Source organism: Finegoldia sp. BIOML-A4 (assembly GCF_009679635.1).
Taxonomy (GTDB): Bacteria; Bacillota; Clostridia; order Tissierellales; family Peptoniphilaceae; genus Finegoldia; species Finegoldia magna.
In genome coordinates, this window is record NZ_WKZC01000001.1 from 328,443 (window position 1) to 345,985 (window position 17,543).

Genomic DNA, 17,543 nt, shown 5'->3' on the forward strand with positions numbered 1-17,543 from the left:
TTTAATCTTCCTTATTATTTGATTTATCTAATCTCATTTGTAAAGTCTCTGGTTGAAGGCAACTCAACACAACATGACTTGAATCCATAATTATTACGCTTCTAGTTTTTCTACCAAAAGTAACATCGATAAGATTATTGTCTTCCTTTGCTTTTTGAACAATTCTTTTAATTGGATTTGTTTCGGGACTAACAATCGCAATAATCCTGTTGCTATTTACTAAATTTGAAAATCCTATACCTAAACTTTCCATTTTCCCTCTATTCAATGTTTTGTACTTGTTCTCTCAATTTTTCAATCAAACTTTTAACTTCAATAACGCAAATAGAAATAGATTCATCATTCGATTTCGAAGAAATTGTATTAATTTCGCGATTCATTTCTTGAATTATAAAATCCAATTTACGCCCTATGCAATCTTTCATATCCATTGCTGATTTAAATTGAACTATATGAGAATCAAATCTCTTTAATTCTTCGTTAATGTCCACTTTGTCAGCCATTAAAGCAACTTCCAAGTACATTCTGTCCTTATCAATTGTTTCTTCATCTAACAATTCAGATATTTTATTAAATAAATTTTCTCTGTATTCTTTTACACTATTTTCAGTCAAGCTTGATATTTTAGATATTTGTTCTTCTATTTTTGATAGATTGGTCGATAAATCTTCCATCAAATTATCGCCTTCAATAGATCTCATCGAATATATTTTATTCACAGCTTCATCTAAAACTTTTAAAATATTATCGTGTAAAAATTCATTATCTAAATCTTTGTAAGTAAATGACATTACATCATCATATTTTACTAAATCCCTGACATTGATATCTGATGCCATATCTAACTTTTGATTTAATGAATCAAGCTTTTCCTTGATTTTTTGAGCTAATTCATAGTTGATATCCACACTGTCAACTGATAGTTGATATTTTTTAATTTTGATATAAACATCAACTCTTCCACGTTTTAACTTGTTTTTGATTAATGATTTCATGTCTTCCAACATAAGATTCAAATAACTCGGCATTGAAAAATTGAAATCCAAATACCTATTATTAACAGATTTGATTTCAATATCTATGCTGCAATCTTCCAATTCCAAACTAGAAGATCCAAATCCTGTCATAGACTTCATTCTATCGCCTCCTCTGATATTGTTAGTGTATATTAATATTTAAGAATTTACAATGATTTATTACAATTTTTAAACAATTTCTTTGATTTTGTCAATATCATAAGAACTCATATCGACATTAACAGTGTTGAAATTATTGTAAAACACCATTCCAGGTTTTGCTCCCTTAGCTTTTTTAACATTTTTCTTTTCGGTATAATCAACTTCAACGTATTTTTCTTTACTCATTGAGGAGAAATACGCCGCTAAGAAACAAGCAATGCCGTAGTCTTCTTCAGTCAAGTTTTCGTTTCGCATTATGACGTGTGAACCTGGCATATCTTTTACGTGAACGAAAATATCTTCTTTATTAGCTTGTTTCAAAGTTAGATTATCATTTTGGTAATTATTTTTACCTACAAAAATATCAACGTTATTTTCTGTTACAAAATGTCTTGGCTTTGATGGTTTTACTTTTGCAGTTTTTTTCTTAGATTTTTTTATCAAACCTATTTTTACTATCTCATCCTTAATTTCTGATAGTTCTTGATACTCTGTTACTCTCTCCAAAGTTTCTAGAAGTTGTAGAAGATATTCATTCTCTTGTTTTATAAGAGGAAGCTCTTGTGTAATCATTTTTTCTCTAGTTTTTAATTTACTAAATTTTTTGTAGTAATTTTGTGCGTTTTCATTTCCAGATTTTATTGGATTCAATGGAATCTCAATTGGGTTCATTTCATCATAGAAATTTTGTACATTTATTTTATCCACGCCTTTATGAATCAAATGCATATTTGAACTTATCAAATCAGCATAAACTTTGTAAATATCCCTTTTCTTAGCTTCTTGCAAATCTACAGTTAAATTGCTCAATTTATTTGAATTTCTTTGAATTTTATTTGAAACGATTTTCTTCAAGTGCGAAGATTTTTGTGTAATTGAATCGTTTGAACTGTGTTTTTTATAATAATAATCCAACATTTCGTGAATATCATCAAAGTTTTTCTTTTGATATCCGTATTTTTCTAATTTAATTACATGAAAATCCTTTAATTTTTCATCTTCATCGATGACTATAGAATAATCATAATCACAATTTCTGATAGCTTCTCTAACTTCAATAAAAGCTTGATTAAATCGAGATTTTTCATCTTCGGTCAAATCTTCGAGCCTTATATTAAAATCCAAATCTGCTCTCAGGCATATTTCTCTAGAAATAGTTGGAGAAAATCCAGTATAATTCATATAAAAAACTTTTTGTAGTTTAGTAGTCCCCTCAGCTATTTCTGTTGGAAGATCATCTGATTGCAGAATGTTTCTCTTGTCATCTTCCAAGCATGAATACTTGGTTTTTGGAAGTATTTGTCTGATGCTTTTAGTGTCGAAGCTAATTCTTTTGATTGCATCTACAATCATCTTACTTTCTTTTTCAATTAAAATTATATTAGAATGCTTGCCCATAAGTTCTACAACTAATGTGTAGTTCATGTCATAACCCATCTCATCTCTGCTATTGATGTCAATATTAACAACTCTGTCCATCGATTCTTGATAAATATCAGTTATAACTGCTCCTTGTAAGTATTTTCGCATCAGCATACAGAAATTATACGCCTCAATTGGATTTTTCTTATTTTCATTTGTAAAATGCATCCTCGGTAATGATGAGGATGCAGAAATAAGAAGTTTATAATTTTGTTTGTTATTATAGATAATTAAATCCAATTCGTTTTTATCTGGTTGATTAACCTTACTGATTTTACCGTTCGTTAATTTTTCTTTTATATCATCTACTATCGCTTTTGTTACAATTCCGTCAAAGCTCATTATTACTCCTTATCTTCTCATTGCTCTTTGCATATTTCTCAAATCATCGCGTTTTTTCAAAGTTTCTCTTTTATCATACAGATTCTTACCCTTTGCAAGAGCTATCTCTACTTTTACAAGTCCATTTTTTTCATAAACTCTTAAAGGTATCAAAGTATAACCTTGTTCTTTTGTTTTTCCTATTAATTTTCTAATTTCAGATTTATGCATTAAAAGTTTTCTTTTTCTTAAACTATCCACATTAAAAATATTTCCTTGAGTATACGGACTTACATTCATCGAATAAACAAAAACTTCTGAATTTTCTATCATGCAATAACTTTCCTTAATGGAAACTTTTCCTTTTTTGATAGACTTTACTTCAGTTCCTTTTAGTTCAATTCCACATTCGTACACATCTTCGATAAAATATTCGTGACGTGCTTTCTTATTGTTTGCTAATAATTTTATATCACTCATTATTTCCCTTTTCTAATTTACAAATTCAAAATCTATTTGACGTTTATCTTTGTCACTATTTATAACTTTAACTCTAACTTTTTGCCCAATATGGTATGATTTTTTAGTTCTTTCTCCATAAACTGTGTAGTTTTTATCGTCAAATACGTAATAATCATCTATCATAGATTGAAATTGTACTAAACCTTCAATCGTGTTGTCAAGTTGTACAAAAATTCCAAATTTTGTTAGCGAACTAATAATTCCCTCAAATTCTTCATCTATGTGTTGTTGCATATATTCTGCAGATTTCATATCAATAGCTTCTCTCTCAGCTTCCTCAGCTCTTCTCTCAGTTGCTGAGCATTGTTTTGCAATGTCTTTGATATATTTCATGAATTCTTTTTCGTTATTAGTATCTGGCTTATGATTTATAAAATTCTTCACAATTCTGTGTATAAATAAATCCGGATATCTTCTGATTGGAGATGTGAAGTGCGTATAGAACATCGATGCAAGTCCAAAATGAATACTAGGATTTTGGCTGTACTCAGCTTTTTGCATCGACCTTAATAATAGCGAAGATAATAGAGGTTTTTCAGGCTTGCCATCTAGTTCATTTAAAATTCTTTGGTAATCCTTTGAATACAAATTCTTACCTTTCAAATGGTATCCAAAATTAGACAAAATTCTTTTAAAAGTATTCACCTTTTCTTCGTCAGGTTCTTCGTGAACTCTGTATAAAAATGGTCTATCCAAATATCCAAAATGACTTGCCACTGTTTCGTTTGTAATCAGCATGAACTCTTCAATCAATTTATTTCCAATTCTTCTCTCATCTTTTGTAACATCAACTACTTTAGAATTTTCATCTAAAATAATTTTAGTTTCTGGAAAATCAAAGTCAATACTTCCTCTGTTTTTTCTTCTAACACTTAGAATTTCATACAATTCTTTCATTAGTAATAAATTATCCGTGAGTTTTTCATCATCATAAGGATTTTCTATGTCTTCCAAAAAGTCTGACACATTTTTGTAGACTAATCTATAATCAGAGTTTATAACAGACTCATAGAATTTGTAGTCAAGAGTTTTACCCGTTGGTGAAATTTCCATTTTAACCGTTAAACAAAGCCTGTCTTCATTAGGGTTTAGTGAGCAAATTCCATTAGATAATTCTATAGGTAACATAGGAATTACTCTATCCAACATATACACACTTGTTCCTCTTCTGAAAGCTTCCTTATCAAGTGCAGTATTCTTTCTAACATAGTGGCTGACATCAGCTATGTGAACATATAATATAAAATTGTCACCTTTTTTTGAAATACTAATAGCATCATCAAAATCTTTTGCATCAGACCCGTCAATTGTAACTGTAAATAAATCTCTCAAATCCATTCTAGATTTCTTTTCTGATTCATCGACCTGTTGTTCTATTTCCCTAGCTTGTTCTTTTACTTTCTTTGGAAATTCATATGGTAATTTAAAAGTCTTTGCTATAGAATAAATGTCAATTCCAGGATCGTCCTTGCCTCCTAAGACTTCAACTATAACACCTTCTGGATTTTTGTGTTTTTTAGATGGAGTTTTGATTAATTTAACTACGACTTTATCGTTGTTTTTCGCCCCATTCTTATTACCAGATTGGACAAAAACGTCGAATCCGTATTTTTTATCATCTAATATTACGAATCCATAACCCTTTGCTTCATCAAAAGTTCCCACAAGTTTTTTTGTTTCTCTGGACAGAATTTGTAAAACTTTCCCTTCAGGACTTCTGTTTGGTTTTTTATCTACAGTTATTGTAACTAAGACTTTATCTTTGTGTATTGCACCATTTAAATCTTTTTTGGCAATAAATATATCATCAATGCTTTCATCATCGGGAATAAAATAGCAAAAATCACTTCCAGATCCTTGAATTGTACCTGGATATGCTTTTTGCTCTGTAATTGGAATTATATTAGAATTTTTATCAAGTAAAATTTTCTTATCTTTTTGTAGTTCATTAATAATCTTATGAAAAATTTTCTTATCTTTTTTTTCAATATTTAATCTTGAAGATAATTCATCAAAAGTTAAAGGAATATAATCATTAGAATTTACGATATTAAGTACCTTTTGCTTTATTTTCATTAAATACCTCCTGGTTGTTTCCTATCTATATTATACCCTAAATGATAAAAAACTACCTAATTATTGTATTTAACGTTTATTTTACAATTTTCCCTTTATCAATAAAAATTAATCTATCAGATAAAATTTCTGCCTCAACTCTATTATGGGTAACCATGATAATTGGAATATCCAATGATTTTTTGATTTCGATTAATTCTTCATAAAATTTATTCTTAAATTTTTCATCAATTGAACTGAAAGGTTCATCCATTAATAGCAAACGCGGCTTATTTGCTAACGCTCTAACTATTGAAACTTTTTGTTTTTCTCCACCTGATAAAGTATTTGGAAAATTTCCCAAAAGATATTCAATTCCTAGTTTTTCTATAAGTAACTTTGTATAATTTATGTCAGGATTCATAAAGAAAATATTGTCTTTAACACTCATATTTGGAAATAGTGCGTAATCTTGAAAAACATATCCAATTTTTCTTTCCTGTGGTTTTAAATTTATTTTATCTGAAAACAAAATATTATCATCAAGAATAATCTCTCCTTTATCCGGAGTTAATAAACCTGCGATCGAGTTTAAAATAGATGTTTTTCCGCTTCCAGACTCACCCATTATGCACAAAATTTCATTTTCTACTGTAAAATCCACGTTCAGTATAAAATGATTTAATTTTTTTTCAATATTACACTCCAGCATTTCTATTCCTTCTCTTTTCTATCCATCTATTCAAGAAATATATCAATGAAAATGAAAATACTACAACAACAACCATTAAAGTATTTGCCGTTGTTTTATCACCACGTTCAACCGCGTAGTACATCGCCAATGGAATTGTTTGAGTTTTGCTCGGAATATTTCCAGCAACCATCATAGTCGCTCCAAATTCTCCTAAACTTCTAGCAAAAGCAAGTACCAAACCACTAATTATTCCTGTATAAGCTAAAGGAATTGCTATTCTGAAAAATATTTTCCATTCACTAGCCCCCATAGTTCTTGCTGCATTCAAAATTTTCTTGTCTATACTTTGAAAAGATGCTTTACAGTTTTGATACATAAGTGGAAACGAAACTATTACAGACGCAATAACACACGCTTTCCAAGTAAAAATAACACTCCATCCAAAATTATCATAAAAAAATTTCCCAATTAATCCATTGTTCCCTATTACAATTAAAAGTATATACCCTAATATTGATGGTGGTAAAACAAGAGGCAATGTGATAATTGCCTCTAATATACTACCATTTTTCTTGTTAAATTTTACCATCATCCATGCAATAAATATTGATAGAATAGACGTAATAATAGTTGAAATTATGGATACCTTTAATGAAATAATAATAGGCATCATAATATCATTATTCATGGCTAGATTCAAAACCTGCTTCCTTGAAATATTTTGCTGATAATTCGTTTTGTAAAAATTCATACAATTTATTTTGCATTTCGGTATTCTTAGAGTAAGTTGTTTTAGTTATCGGATAAATAATAGGTTTGTGAGAGTTCCCATCAACATTAAAAGCTACTTCAACCTTATCATCAGTTACCGCATCAGAAGAATATACAAATCCTACTTCAACTTCTTTACTATCAACAAATCTCAAAGTATCTTTCACATTTTTACCATATACAAATTTTTCTTGAAGTTTATCTAATAAATTGTAATGATTTAAACTTTGTTTTGTATATTGTCCGACTGGAACTGTTTCTAATTCTGCTACAGCAATTTTACCTTTAATGTTTTCCAAATCTTCAATTTTAGAAATTTTAACATCTGTTTCTTTGTGTTTAACAATAACTAACTTGTTTTTTAATAAACTTCTTGATTCTTTTACAAGTTTTTCTTTTTCAAGAGCTTTTACTTGTTTTTGTCCTGCTGAAACAAATACATCACAGGGAGCTTTTTGTTCAATCTGTTTTTGTAATTTTCCTGAACTTGCTAAGTTTACATCAACTTTAACATTGTTTTCTTTTTCAAATTCCGGAATAATTTTTTCTAATGATTCTTCTAACGAAGCTGCTGCAAATAGGCTTATGTTTTCATTATTCGTTTTTTCTTCCGTTTTCTTTTCCTCTTTTTGTCCAGTATTTTGTTTTTCATTTTTTGCGCAACTAGACAAAATTAAACAACCAACTAAAATCAACAATAAGTACTTTTTTCTCATTCCATTATTCTCCTTGGCATATAACGCTATGTATTAAAAAAGCCTATCAAAAGGCTTTTTCTCAATTAAAAATTAACTGATGCGATATATTTGCAATTGTCTTTATCGTTTAATTCTTCTTTTACAATCCAATTTGCGTCTATATTATTATAATTAGCTAATTCTGTATAATAGTACATTACAATTCCTGCATCTATTAAATTTTCTATTCCTTTGTAATCTTTAATATACAAATCAAAATCGTCATCATTTAATACAAATCTCCATGGTTGTTCGTTTTTAGTTGAAGGAGCAAATCTCAAATAACTAAATAACTCATCCAAGCCATAATTTTGTAATTTATCTATATCGATTGGAGTAGACAATGATTTGTCGCAAACAAATTCTTCAACACCAATTCTTGAGCTAAATTTCTTTTTACCAAATCCAAATTCGTTTGGAGCATATCCCATAGCAAGTAAGAAATCTACATTAGAATTATCTCCAAAAGCTGATTTTTTTGATTCTTCTGAAGCGTTGGATATAGTCACCCAGCAGCTTCCTACATTTAGTGCATCTAATTTTGTGATTAAATTTTCAAAATAAAATGCACCAAATATCATTGATAATTCATTATTCTTGTCAGCTTCCATTGCAATATAATGGTTAGCTTTTATCATAGTTCCATCGTATCCACCCTCTCCATCAAGAGCATTGTAAACCACAGAACCATCTTTGTATAATTTAAAATTAACTTCGTATTTCTTTGCTAAATTGTTTATATCAAAAATAATAGATTCAACTTTTTTTAAATCTGAATCACTAAGATTTTTTGATTTAAAATCTCTTACTGATTTTCTATTTTCTAAAAATTCATTCATTGACATTTTAATTACCCCTTATAATAAATCTTATAATTAAATAATACTACAAATTGCAAATAATCACAAACATTTTGATATAATAATTAATGGTGATAATATGAAATTTACTGAAAATCAGCAAAAAGCAATATCTCATTTTAAATCTCCTGCATTAGTATTAGCAGTTCCAGGAGCCGGTAAAACAACCGTACTTCTTAATAGAATTAAACACTTGGAAAATGTTCACAATATTGATCCAAAAAGTATTTTATCCATAACATTTAGCAAATCTCAAGCAGTAGATATGAAAGAAAGATTTTCTGAAAAATTTCCAGAAACAGATTCTGCGTATTTTTCAACGATTCATTCTTTTTGCTATTATATTATAAAACTACATTATAAAATGAATAATAGAATATTTAAAATTCTTGAATCCAATAATGATATCAATAAATATCTTGTTATTAGAAATATAATAAGAAAAGTCAATAAAACAAACTCTAAAGATGAAGACGTTGAAAAATTTTTGCAATATTATGGATACTGTAAAAATATGATGATATTCAAGGATTTTCCCAAATTCGATATCCAAAATTTTGAACAAATATACCTTGAATATGAAAACTTCAAGAAAAAGAATTTTTATATTGATTTTGATGATATGCTTACTAAATCATTTGAAATCCTCAACGAAGATGATTATATATTAAAAAGAATTAAACGTAAGTACAAATTTTTTCAAGTAGATGAAGGACAGGATACTTCCAAAATCCAATTTGAATTAATCAAAAAAATCGCCTACCCTGAAAATAATTTGTTCATTGTCGCTGACGACGACCAGTCGATTTATTCTTTTAGGGGAGCAGATCCTAGCTATTTATTAGATTTTAGTAAAATTTTCCCAGATGCTAGTATTTATTATATTGATCAGAATTTCAGATGCAGCGACAAAATAGTTAATGCTAGTAACTTGTTTATCAAGCAAAATAAAAATCGATACAATAAGGATGTTACTTCCACAAAATCATCAGACAGGAAAATAATTATAAAATTTCCACAAAACTTTTTGTCGATGTTTTCTTATCTAAAAAACAATATAAATCCTGAAAAAAAGACGGCAATTTTGTACAGAAAAAATATTTCCTCTATTGCCTTGAGTAAGTATTTACACGATCAAGATATTGATTTCCACTCTAGATATCAAAAAGATGATTTTTACAATCATTTTGTGCTCAATGATATTTTAAAAATGATTGCATTTTCTGAAAACAAAACGTCTGTTGGACTTTTTAGGGATATTTATTACAAATTAAACAGCTATATCAAAAAAACTTCCATAAATCAACTGGAAACCTATGATGAATCAATGCCTATTTTAGATCGTCTTTTGGATGATTCAACTCTAAGTAGATATTATGTAGACAGGTTTATGGACTTAAAATCATTTTTTTCAGGAATAAAAAGAGCAAAAGGTTCCAAAAAAATTGATATCATTATGAATGATATTGATTACAAAACATATATTGAAGACAGTGTTCTACTCCAAAATCAAAAGATATCATTGGATCTTTTGATAGAAATTTATAAATATTTGTTTAAAGATTGTGAGTGCTACGAAGATTTTATTAATGAAATTGAAAATTTGAAAACAATCCAAAAAGATTCGATAAAACATACTAGTAATCTTAATTTATTAACTGTCCACTCTGCAAAAGGTTTGGAATTTGATGAAGTATTCATTATAGATTTGATAGATGGCGAGTTTCCTACAAATATCGACTCCAACAACAAGAATTACGAAAATATATTTGAAGAAGAAAGACGAATGTTTTATGTAGCTATGACTAGGGCTAAGGATAAATTAACACTGTTATCTCCCAAAACTAGAAATTCCGTTGAAGTTGATTCATCCCAATTTTTAAAAGATATCATAGAAATTGAAAATAATTTAAAAAACTAGCTGTAATTTTACAGCTAGTTTTACTATTTATAAGTTACCTACTAGGTCAATTCCTGGTTTTAAAGTGTCTTGACCAGGTGCCCAGTTTGCTGGACAAACTTGATCACCATATTTGTCTACATATTGTGCAGCTTGTAATTTTCTTAATAATTCGTGTGCGTTTCTACCAATTCCATCAGCAGATACTTCGTATAATACAACGTCTAAATCAGGATTAATCAAGAAAGCTCCTCTTTGACTTTGACCGTCAGCTTCTTTTAAAACGCCAAATTGTTTTGATAAAACAAATGCTCTATCTGATAACATTGGATATTCGATTTTTTTAATCTTTTCAGATTTATCATGCCATGCTTTGTGAACAAATTCTGAATCTGTAGAGATAGAATATATTTCACAGTTTAATTCTTTAAATTCTGAGTATAGGTTTTGTAAGTCTTCTAATTCAGTAGGACATACAAATGTAAAATCTCCTGGATAGAAGAACAATAATGACCAGTGACCTTTTAAATCTTCACTAGAAACTTCTGTAAGTTCTTCATTGTGATAAGCAGGAACTTTAAATTCTTCAACATGTTTTTTAATTAATGACATAAATAATCATCCTTTCCTATTTAATTTACAATTTAATTATACCACATTTTGTAATGATTACAAGTTGCATTGATATTATTTCTTATATTTTATAATTTTAAAAAAAGAGGCTCTAAAGCCTCTAATTTTGTTATTTATTTGAATCAAAAGAATCTGCAATTGATTTTATGATTGAAGAGAAAAAGTTGATTATTTTGTCAATAATACCTGCATCCTCTGCCTTTTTATAAATATCCTTAGCTCCTTCTATTACTTTATCAGAAATATTAGACAATTCATCTTTAATATCTTTTGAATCAATAGATTTCACATTAGAATATTTTTCGAAAAAATTAACCAATTCTTGTTTTTGATCTTCTGTGATTACATTTTCGAGATTATTCTCTTTGATTGCGTCGTTGACAATCTTTTTAATTTCTTCAAGAGTTGGAGCTTGACCATTATTGTTGATATTGATGTTAGCAATATTATCTTTTATTACAACAATGACATCATTTAATTTGTCTCTATTGAAGTCGCTCTTATCTTTGTTTTCTTTATTAATATCACTGACAACTTCTAGTTCTTCTTGGGCAACTTTTATTCTGTCACTGTCAAGCTTTTCACCATTTGACTCAAAAGCTTTGAATACACCAGTGAGAGCAGATTCTCCGGTTACCGGTCGAACTGCTGCTACCATTATTGTACAGTCTTTTACACCTGCTGTAATTGCAGCATTTTCATATTGTTTTTCAGTAATTAATGTAATGTTTTTTGGTGTTGTAATATTGACTTTTATACCTTTATTCTTGTTTTCTTTTTTGACCAAAACGCTTGAAATCATACTACCAGGATTTGAATCATCTCCTCCAATGTATTTCAATAAATCATTATAAGTAACCATAACCGACTTTATATTGTCATCATCTTCAATATTCAAAAGTCCTTTTGTTTTTCTAATTTGAGATTTATCTAAGCTTTCACCATACACAAAAGTTGGTTTTCCCCATCTCTCATCAACAACCTTCGTGTCTATCTCTCCGGCAAAACTTATAGTTGATGATAATGAAATCAAAATAGCTAATAAAAAAACTGTAATTTTTTTCATAGATTGTTATCCTCCGTTCACATTGATTATAGCACAAAATCAAGCGTTCAAAGTCTACAAAATTATTAAGAAAAACTAAACAAAATAAGCCAAATCTCAAAGACTAATAAATTAATTTCAAATTTTTACAAAAATTCCTTTACATTGTTTTTACTTTATGCTATACTTATAAAGTCAGCCGGAGTGATGGAATTGGCAGACGTACTGGACTCAAAATCCAGCGGTGGCAACACCGTGCGGGTTCAAGTCCCGCCTCCGGCACCATATACAAGATAGCTTTTAAAGCTATCTTTTTTTTTGCAAATTTTAAAACCCAGGTAAAAATTTTTACCTGGGTTATTTTCGTTTTGTTATTAAATAAAAGCTAAAATTTCTTAGAGAAATCAAAACACAAAAACTAAAATCATACCAATAAAAATTGTTACGTTTCTTGTTACGTTTTATCATTAAATGTGAAATCAATTAAATTAAATACACAAACAAAAAAGACTCAATTCCAATGATTTAATCATTTGAATTGAGTCGATATAATTTGGTGCAGGAAAGAGGACTTGAACCCCCACGTCAAAGACACTAGATCCTAAGTCTAGCGCGTCTGCCAATTCCGCCATTCCTGCTTATGGGGTGGATGAAGAGATTCGAACTCTCGATCTTCAGTGCCACAAACTGACGCCCTAACCAACTAGGCTACATCCACCATAGCCTCAATTGACTACTTTATAAGTGTACCATAATAAGATATGATTGTCAAGCATTTGTAAAATTTATTTCAAGTGAACTTGACTTTATTATTATAGCATCGTGTTTTTAATTTTGCAAGTATTATTTTGAAGATTTTGAAAAACCTTCGTCTTGCGCTTCTTTTTCTGTTACGAAATATTTCTCACCTTTTTTGAAATTGATTTTTACATCTTTGTAACTCTTCTGATTAGGCATGTGATATATTTTCAATCCTTTATTGTTGATATTTCCTTTTATCATTCCCCTACCTTTAGAATCGGTGTATTTTATATATAAATTTGGATCATTTACATAAAAATCTTTCCAGAAGCCTTTTTTATTCTCCCTTGCATATTGTTCGGCTTTTTTTAATCGTTCAGAGTATTTTTGATTGGTTGTCTTAGTGTATAATTTGGCCATTCCTTCTTTTAGTAATTTTTCATTAATAAATTCATCATTTAAGAACAAATAGCCAAGTTTTCTTTCATAGACATCCTGTTTTTCTTCGTCGAATTCTACTCTGACTTTTTTGTTTTCAAGCAAGTTTTTTGTATATTCACTTGCAATTTTACCTTCTTTAACATTGCGACTTTTATCTTCCGCTACACTTTCTGGTGTATCAATTCCTATAAGCCTTACTCTTGTCCTCTGTCCGTCTATATTTAATATAACAGTGTCTCCATCAACAACTCTGACTACTTCGTATAAATTATTTTGATTTTCTGTTTGAATAATTGTGTCACAGCTTGTTAAGGATATTAGTATTAATAATCCTACTAAAAATTTCTTCATGTTTTCCTCTCACTTTTTATTATTTATAGCTTGATAAAATCTTTTCGGCTATTAGTATCATGTGATTATTGACTTTTTCTCCCCAATTCTTATCACTAGCATAATTTTTGTTCATAGCGTAAGAATTGTACCCTTTAAAATACTTCCCATTGTCGCTAAGATACAATATTTTGATTTTTTTGCCTATATCTTGAATTCCTTCATCAAGTGAATCATATTGACTTGCTCCGTTGTAAGGATCAGAGTCAACAGCATTGAATCCAAACAAATTATTCTTGTCCTTTGCTATTCTGCTTTGTCCAAAATCAGATTCATGATTTGCTATAGCTAATAAATACAAGGCGTTCACACCGTATTTCTTTTCTACTTTAATAAATGAATGCGCATTGCCCTTTAAATCAGTGCCTTCTAATGCAACCTCTAACATTCGTTCAGATATTTGAGATTTGTGAGTTGGATAAAACATATTATCTTCTGTAATTTTTAAAGCGCCTACTCTTTTAAATTCAGCCAAATCTTTTTCTATTTTGTTTAGTGTTTTCAACTCACTATCTTCCAATTCACTTCTTTGATAAGTGATTTTGTTAGAAAAAGAAAAATAATTTTCAGAATAATTAATTATTAGACAGGCACAAAATACCAACATAAGCAAGAATATTCCAACTCTTTTTTTTATTAGTTTCTTGTTTTTCATTCTGCCTCCTAGAATATGACTAGTATTTTATCATAATTTTTACAAATTTCCTATTGATTTTCATTATTATAATAATCTTGAATTATTGCACTCTAAAGCTTATAATAAATGTATATGCTGTTGTGGCTCAGTTGGTAGAGCAATTGATTCGTAATCAATAGGTCGGAGGTTCGATCCCTCTCAACAGCACCAATAAAAAAACAATACTTATCTGGAGGTAAGAATGTCTATAAAAATAATCACAGATTCTGCTTGTCAAATAACAGATTCTAATAAAAATGAAAATTTAATAATACTGAATATGCCAGTTATTAGTTCTGATAAAGAATACATAGAAGGTCAAACAATTAATTCTTCAGATATGTTTTCTAGAATGAAAAATGGAGAAGTTTTCAAAACTAGTCAAGTTCCATATAAAACCTACTATGAATCATTTAAAAATGAATTAGAAAGTGGAAATGATGTTATATGCATTACACTATCAAGTGGATTAACTAGCACCTTCCAAACTGCTACAATGGCAATGAATGCATTATTAGAAGAAAACAAAGATTATAAAATAATAGTTAAGGATTCTCTTTGTGCCTGCTCCGGAGAAACTTCTGTCATTAACAAAGTACTAAAGCTTGTAGAATTAAATTATTCGTTCGAAGAATTAAACGAAAAATTGGATGAAATTATCTCCGCACAAGAGCATATTTTTACTGTTACTAACTTAGAGTATTTGTACAGAGGTGGAAGATTATCTAAGACTCAAAAGGTAATGGGATCATTATTGAACATAAGACCTGTAATGAGCGTAGATAAAAATGACGGTAGCTTATATGTTGTAGAAAAAGCGCGTGGCGAAAAGCAAACTTTTATTAAAATGAAAAATTTAATGATTGAAAAATGTAACAACAATGTGAATTTAAATCAAACTCTTTATGTTTGTTACGGAGAAGATGAAGATGAAGCAGATCTCCTTATTGAAAAAATTAAAGAAGATTTTGATTTCAAGAAAATTGTTAAATGTCCTTTAGGGTGTGTAATAGGCGCTCACACTGGACCAAATATGTTAAGTATATATTTCAGTAACAAGGATTTGGGAGAAGAGCTATCAGAAGTATAAAAATAAACCTTCTAAGTTATAACTTAGAAGGTATTTTTGTGTAATCTAGGTTTGTTTTTTTTATAGCTGTGATAAAATCCTGTTTCAAATTTCCAATTACATTGATATTTTCATGAGTATGAGGATGAACAAATTGGAGATTGTATGCGTGTAGAACTTGACTGTCGAAAAGTATTTTTTCTTTTTTCAATCCATATAATTTGTCACCTAAAATCGGATGATGAATATAATTCATATGAACCCTAATTTGGTGAGTTCTGCCCGTTTTGATTTGGACTTTTACAAGGGAATAATCGTCATTATAATCAAGTCTTTCATAATTAGAAATAGACAATTTTCCTTCGTCAGAAATCATCATCTTCTTTCTATCTTTTGGATTTCTAGTCATATATTCTTCAACTGTTCCACATTCATCGATTTTTCCATGAACAATACACAAATAAGTTTTTGTAATTTCGTGATTTTTAATAATCTTCTTTAATTTTAGATGTGTATCGTTGTCTTTTGCAATAATTATTAGTCCGGTAGTATCTTTGTCTAATCTGTGAACAATTCCTCTTCTGTAGTCTCCGTCAACATCACTCAAATTTTCAAAATTATACATCAAATAATTTACCAATGTATCAGAATATATAGTCTCTGTCGGGTGAACTATTATATTTTTGTCTTTATTTATAATCGCAAGATAATCGTCTTCATATACAACATCCAAATCGTATTTTTGCGGTTTTATAGTTTTGTCTGGCTTTTCATACTCCAATTTAATCTTATCGTAAAGATTTAACTTGTAGTTTTTTTTCTGAAATTTTTCATTTACCAGTACTTTTTTTTCATCGATAAGTTTTTGAATTTCACTTCTGGATAATTCAACTTCATTAGCCAAAAAAACATCCAATCTTGAGTTTTGATTAGAATCATCTATTAAAAATTCGTGCATCATATATTTTCTATCTTCCAATCAATAGGTTCAAGCCCGTTATCCTTCAAATAATCGTTAGTTTTTATAAAATGATTGCAACCGAAAAATCCCCTATTTGCAGAAAAAGGAGAAGGATGTGGTGATTCTAATATAAGAGCATTCTTGCTTTTAATTAAATCTTTTTTCATTCTAGCGTTGTTTCCCCACAATATAAATACTATCGGTCTATCAGAATTTCCTAATAATTCGATAATTTTATCAGTTAAAATTTGCCAACCAATTTTGGAATGAGAATTTGGTTTGTTTTCGATTACTGTAAGTGAAGTATTTAATAACAAAACTCCTTGCTTTGCCCATTTCATCAAATATCCATTGTTTGGAATAGGATATCCAAATTCATTTTGCAATTCCTTGTAAATATTGATCAATGAAGGAGGTGTTTTTACATTTGGCTTTACCGAAAAACTAAGTCCATGTGCTTGATTAGGATTGTGATATGGATCTTGACCTAAAATCACAACCTTACAATCTTCAAATGGAACTAATTTCAACGCTTCAAAAATATAATTCATATCAGGATATACTCTGTAATTTTGATAATCGTGTATCAAAACTTCTCTTATTTTTTTATAATAATCCTTGTCCCATTCATCTTTTAATAAATCATCCCAACTATTTCCTATACTAACACTCATTATTTCTGTCCTTTTAAGCTAAATATCACAAGTAAAATACAAGATACTACAACAGCTATATCTGCAACATTAAATACTGGAAAATCGTAATTAAAAGGTAATCTTACAGAAATAAAATCGATGACATAACCTCTGAAAATTCTGTCGATAAGATTTCCCAATGCACCTCCAAGTAATAGCCCGTATATTACTTTTTCAAAACTAACCAAGCTTTTGTAATTCTTAAAAATATATACGATTACAAATCCAATTATTAATAATGTAATTATCATTAAAATAATTTTCTTATTTTCTAGAATTCCAAAAGCCGCTCCTCTATTCTCAAGGTAAGTAAGCTTCAAAAATTTATCAAAAATGATAATATCTCCTTCTTTTAGAGAAATTGCCATATATTTTGTTAAATGATCCAAGCCAATTACCAAAATCATCATTAAAATAGTAACCATTTTTACT

18 protein-coding genes and 4 tRNA genes are annotated in these 17,543 nt (G+C 28.9%); 4 read left to right on the forward strand and 18 right to left on the reverse strand.

The window, feature by feature from the left end; genetic code table 11:
• Position 1: 1 nt before the first annotated feature.
• The 9 genes from GKG01_RS01500 to GKG01_RS01540 form a co-directional block, all read right to left on the reverse strand.
• Positions 2-253 carry a DUF370 domain-containing protein gene (locus tag GKG01_RS01500; protein ID WP_002838275.1) on the reverse strand — a complete coding sequence of 84 codons (252 nt, stop codon included), beginning with the start codon at positions 251-253 and terminating at the stop codon, positions 2-4.
• A gap of 7 nt (positions 254-260) precedes the next feature.
• Complete coding sequence (locus tag GKG01_RS01505; RefSeq protein WP_154271157.1) at positions 261-1,136, reverse strand: YicC/YloC family endoribonuclease; 876 nt, start codon at positions 1,134-1,136, stop codon at positions 261-263.
• Between the two features lie 69 nt (positions 1,137-1,205).
• A complete protein-coding gene (locus GKG01_RS01510) occupies positions 1,206-2,942 on the reverse strand; it encodes an NFACT RNA binding domain-containing protein (RefSeq protein ID WP_154271158.1) in 1,737 nt (578 codons plus the stop codon).
• A gap of 9 nt (positions 2,943-2,951) precedes the next feature.
• Positions 2,952-3,401: an SsrA-binding protein SmpB gene (smpB, locus tag GKG01_RS01515; RefSeq protein WP_094205581.1), complete on the reverse strand. Its 450-nt coding sequence runs from the start codon at positions 3,399-3,401 to the stop codon at positions 2,952-2,954.
• Between the two features lie 12 nt (positions 3,402-3,413).
• On the reverse strand, positions 3,414-5,519 hold the full coding sequence (rnr, locus tag GKG01_RS01520) for a ribonuclease R (protein WP_154271159.1): 2,106 nt from the start codon (positions 5,517-5,519) through the stop codon (positions 3,414-3,416).
• A 76-nt stretch (positions 5,520-5,595) separates the two neighbouring features.
• Entirely contained in the window at positions 5,596-6,210 is a 615-nt protein-coding gene (locus GKG01_RS01525) for an ATP-binding cassette domain-containing protein (RefSeq protein WP_094203553.1), read from the reverse strand.
• Positions 6,197-6,880, reverse strand: a complete 684-nt coding sequence (gene modB, locus GKG01_RS01530; protein ID WP_241684723.1) for a molybdate ABC transporter permease subunit — start codon at positions 6,878-6,880, stop codon at positions 6,197-6,199. Before modB ends, GKG01_RS01525 begins: the two co-directional genes overlap by 14 nt.
• The gene (modA, locus tag GKG01_RS01535; RefSeq protein ID WP_154271160.1) at positions 6,873-7,679 is read right to left on the reverse strand and encodes a molybdate ABC transporter substrate-binding protein; all 807 of its coding nucleotides are present in this window, start codon (positions 7,677-7,679) and stop codon (positions 6,873-6,875) included. The genes modB and modA overlap by 8 nt, the downstream gene beginning before the upstream one ends.
• A 65-nt stretch (positions 7,680-7,744) precedes the next feature.
• Positions 7,745-8,539, reverse strand: coding sequence for a nitroreductase family protein (locus GKG01_RS01540; protein WP_241684765.1), 795 nt, complete (start codon positions 8,537-8,539; stop codon positions 7,745-7,747).
• A gap of 100 nt (positions 8,540-8,639) precedes the next feature.
• On the opposite strand from GKG01_RS01540, the gene GKG01_RS01545 reads away from it, so the two are divergent.
• The gene (locus GKG01_RS01545; RefSeq protein WP_154271162.1) at positions 8,640-10,481 is read left to right on the forward strand and encodes an ATP-dependent helicase; all 1,842 of its coding nucleotides are present in this window, start codon (positions 8,640-8,642) and stop codon (positions 10,479-10,481) included.
• Positions 10,482-10,508: 27 nt separating this feature from the next.
• Here GKG01_RS01545 and GKG01_RS01550 read toward each other — a convergent pair whose 3' ends face one another.
• Both GKG01_RS01550 and GKG01_RS01555 read right to left on the reverse strand, forming a co-directional pair.
• Positions 10,509-11,072 carry a redoxin domain-containing protein gene (locus GKG01_RS01550; RefSeq protein ID WP_002836263.1) on the reverse strand — a complete coding sequence of 188 codons (564 nt, stop codon included), beginning with the start codon at positions 11,070-11,072 and terminating at the stop codon, positions 10,509-10,511.
• Positions 11,073-11,202: 130 nt separating this feature from the next.
• Entirely contained in the window at positions 11,203-12,159 is a 957-nt protein-coding gene (locus GKG01_RS01555) for a DUF1002 domain-containing protein (RefSeq protein WP_094207048.1), read from the reverse strand.
• 177 nt (positions 12,160-12,336) lie between these two features.
• On the opposite strand from GKG01_RS01555, the gene GKG01_RS01560 reads away from it, so the two are divergent.
• Positions 12,337-12,423: transfer RNA gene (locus GKG01_RS01560), tRNA-Leu, on the forward strand.
• Positions 12,424-12,692: 269 nt separating this feature from the next.
• Here the strand turns inward: GKG01_RS01560 and GKG01_RS01565 are convergent.
• From GKG01_RS01565 to GKG01_RS01580, 4 genes are all read right to left on the reverse strand, one after another.
• Positions 12,693-12,776 (reverse strand) — tRNA-Leu (locus GKG01_RS01565).
• 3 nt (positions 12,777-12,779) lie between these two features.
• Positions 12,780-12,856, reverse strand: a tRNA-His gene (locus GKG01_RS01570).
• A 125-nt stretch (positions 12,857-12,981) separates the two neighbouring features.
• Positions 12,982-13,671 carry a thermonuclease family protein gene (locus GKG01_RS01575; RefSeq protein WP_094207047.1) on the reverse strand — a complete coding sequence of 230 codons (690 nt, stop codon included), beginning with the start codon at positions 13,669-13,671 and terminating at the stop codon, positions 12,982-12,984.
• A 19-nt stretch (positions 13,672-13,690) separates the two neighbouring features.
• Positions 13,691-14,365: a glucosaminidase domain-containing protein gene (locus GKG01_RS01580; protein WP_094207046.1), complete on the reverse strand. Its 675-nt coding sequence runs from the start codon at positions 14,363-14,365 to the stop codon at positions 13,691-13,693.
• A 116-nt stretch (positions 14,366-14,481) separates the two neighbouring features.
• On the opposite strand from GKG01_RS01580, the gene GKG01_RS01585 reads away from it, so the two are divergent.
• Positions 14,482-14,557: transfer RNA gene (locus GKG01_RS01585), tRNA-Thr, on the forward strand.
• A 31-nt stretch (positions 14,558-14,588) separates the two neighbouring features.
• Entirely contained in the window at positions 14,589-15,476 is an 888-nt protein-coding gene (locus GKG01_RS01590) for a DegV family protein (RefSeq protein WP_154271163.1), read from the forward strand.
• Positions 15,477-15,492: 16 nt separating this feature from the next.
• On the opposite strand, the gene GKG01_RS01595 is transcribed toward GKG01_RS01590, so the two are convergent.
• From GKG01_RS01595 to lspA, 3 genes are read right to left on the reverse strand one after another with little or no spacing between them, the layout of a single operon-like run.
• Positions 15,493-16,416 carry an RluA family pseudouridine synthase gene (locus GKG01_RS01595; RefSeq protein ID WP_154271270.1) on the reverse strand — a complete coding sequence of 308 codons (924 nt, stop codon included), beginning with the start codon at positions 16,414-16,416 and terminating at the stop codon, positions 15,493-15,495.
• The gene (locus tag GKG01_RS01600) at positions 16,413-17,090 is read right to left on the reverse strand and encodes a uracil-DNA glycosylase (protein ID WP_094207043.1); all 678 of its coding nucleotides are present in this window, start codon (positions 17,088-17,090) and stop codon (positions 16,413-16,415) included. The genes GKG01_RS01595 and GKG01_RS01600 overlap by 4 nt, the downstream gene beginning before the upstream one ends.
• On the reverse strand, positions 17,090-17,536 hold the full coding sequence (gene lspA, locus GKG01_RS01605; protein ID WP_094203541.1) for a signal peptidase II: 447 nt from the start codon (positions 17,534-17,536) through the stop codon (positions 17,090-17,092). Before lspA ends, GKG01_RS01600 begins: the two co-directional genes overlap by 1 nt.
• Between the last annotated feature and the right edge of the window lie 7 nt (positions 17,537-17,543).

Bases quoted from the DNA above. Each gene is read 5' to 3' on its own strand.
- GKG01_RS01550 (WP_002836263.1), bottom strand. From the start codon at position 11,072: ATGTCATTAATTAAAAAACATGTTGAAGAATTTAAAGTTCCTGCTTAT.
- GKG01_RS01555 (WP_094207048.1), bottom strand. From the start codon at position 12,159: ATGAAAAAAATTACAGTTTTTTTATTAGCTATTTTGATTTCATTATCA.
- GKG01_RS01525 (WP_094203553.1), bottom strand. From the start codon at position 6,210: ATGCTGGAGTGTAATATTGAAAAAAAATTAAATCATTTTATACTGAAC.
- modB (WP_241684723.1), bottom strand. From the start codon at position 6,880: ATGAATAATGATATTATGATGCCTATTATTATTTCATTAAAGGTATCC.
- GKG01_RS01590 (WP_154271163.1), top strand. From the start codon at position 14,589: ATGTCTATAAAAATAATCACAGATTCTGCTTGTCAAATAACAGATTCT.
- GKG01_RS01505 (WP_154271157.1), bottom strand. From the start codon at position 1,136: ATGAAGTCTATGACAGGATTTGGATCTTCTAGTTTGGAATTGGAAGAT.
- GKG01_RS01545 (WP_154271162.1), top strand. From the start codon at position 8,640: ATGAAATTTACTGAAAATCAGCAAAAAGCAATATCTCATTTTAAATCT.
- smpB (WP_094205581.1), bottom strand. From the start codon at position 3,401: ATGAGTGATATAAAATTATTAGCAAACAATAAGAAAGCACGTCACGAA.
- lspA (WP_094203541.1), bottom strand. From the start codon at position 17,536: ATGGTTACTATTTTAATGATGATTTTGGTAATTGGCTTGGATCATTTA.
- GKG01_RS01510 (WP_154271158.1), bottom strand. From the start codon at position 2,942: ATGAGCTTTGACGGAATTGTAACAAAAGCGATAGTAGATGATATAAAA.
- GKG01_RS01540 (WP_241684765.1), bottom strand. From the start codon at position 8,539: ATGAATGAATTTTTAGAAAATAGAAAATCAGTAAGAGATTTTAAATCA.
- GKG01_RS01500 (WP_002838275.1), bottom strand. From the start codon at position 253: ATGGAAAGTTTAGGTATAGGATTTTCAAATTTAGTAAATAGCAACAGG.
- GKG01_RS01595 (WP_154271270.1), bottom strand. From the start codon at position 16,416: ATGATGCACGAATTTTTAATAGATGATTCTAATCAAAACTCAAGATTG.
- GKG01_RS01600 (WP_094207043.1), bottom strand. From the start codon at position 17,090: ATGAGTGTTAGTATAGGAAATAGTTGGGATGATTTATTAAAAGATGAA.
- GKG01_RS01575 (WP_094207047.1), bottom strand. From the start codon at position 13,671: ATGAAGAAATTTTTAGTAGGATTATTAATACTAATATCCTTAACAAGC.
- modA (WP_154271160.1), bottom strand. From the start codon at position 7,679: ATGAGAAAAAAGTACTTATTGTTGATTTTAGTTGGTTGTTTAATTTTG.
- GKG01_RS01580 (WP_094207046.1), bottom strand. From the start codon at position 14,365: ATGAAAAACAAGAAACTAATAAAAAAAAGAGTTGGAATATTCTTGCTT.
- rnr (WP_154271159.1), bottom strand. From the start codon at position 5,519: ATGAAAATAAAGCAAAAGGTACTTAATATCGTAAATTCTAATGATTAT.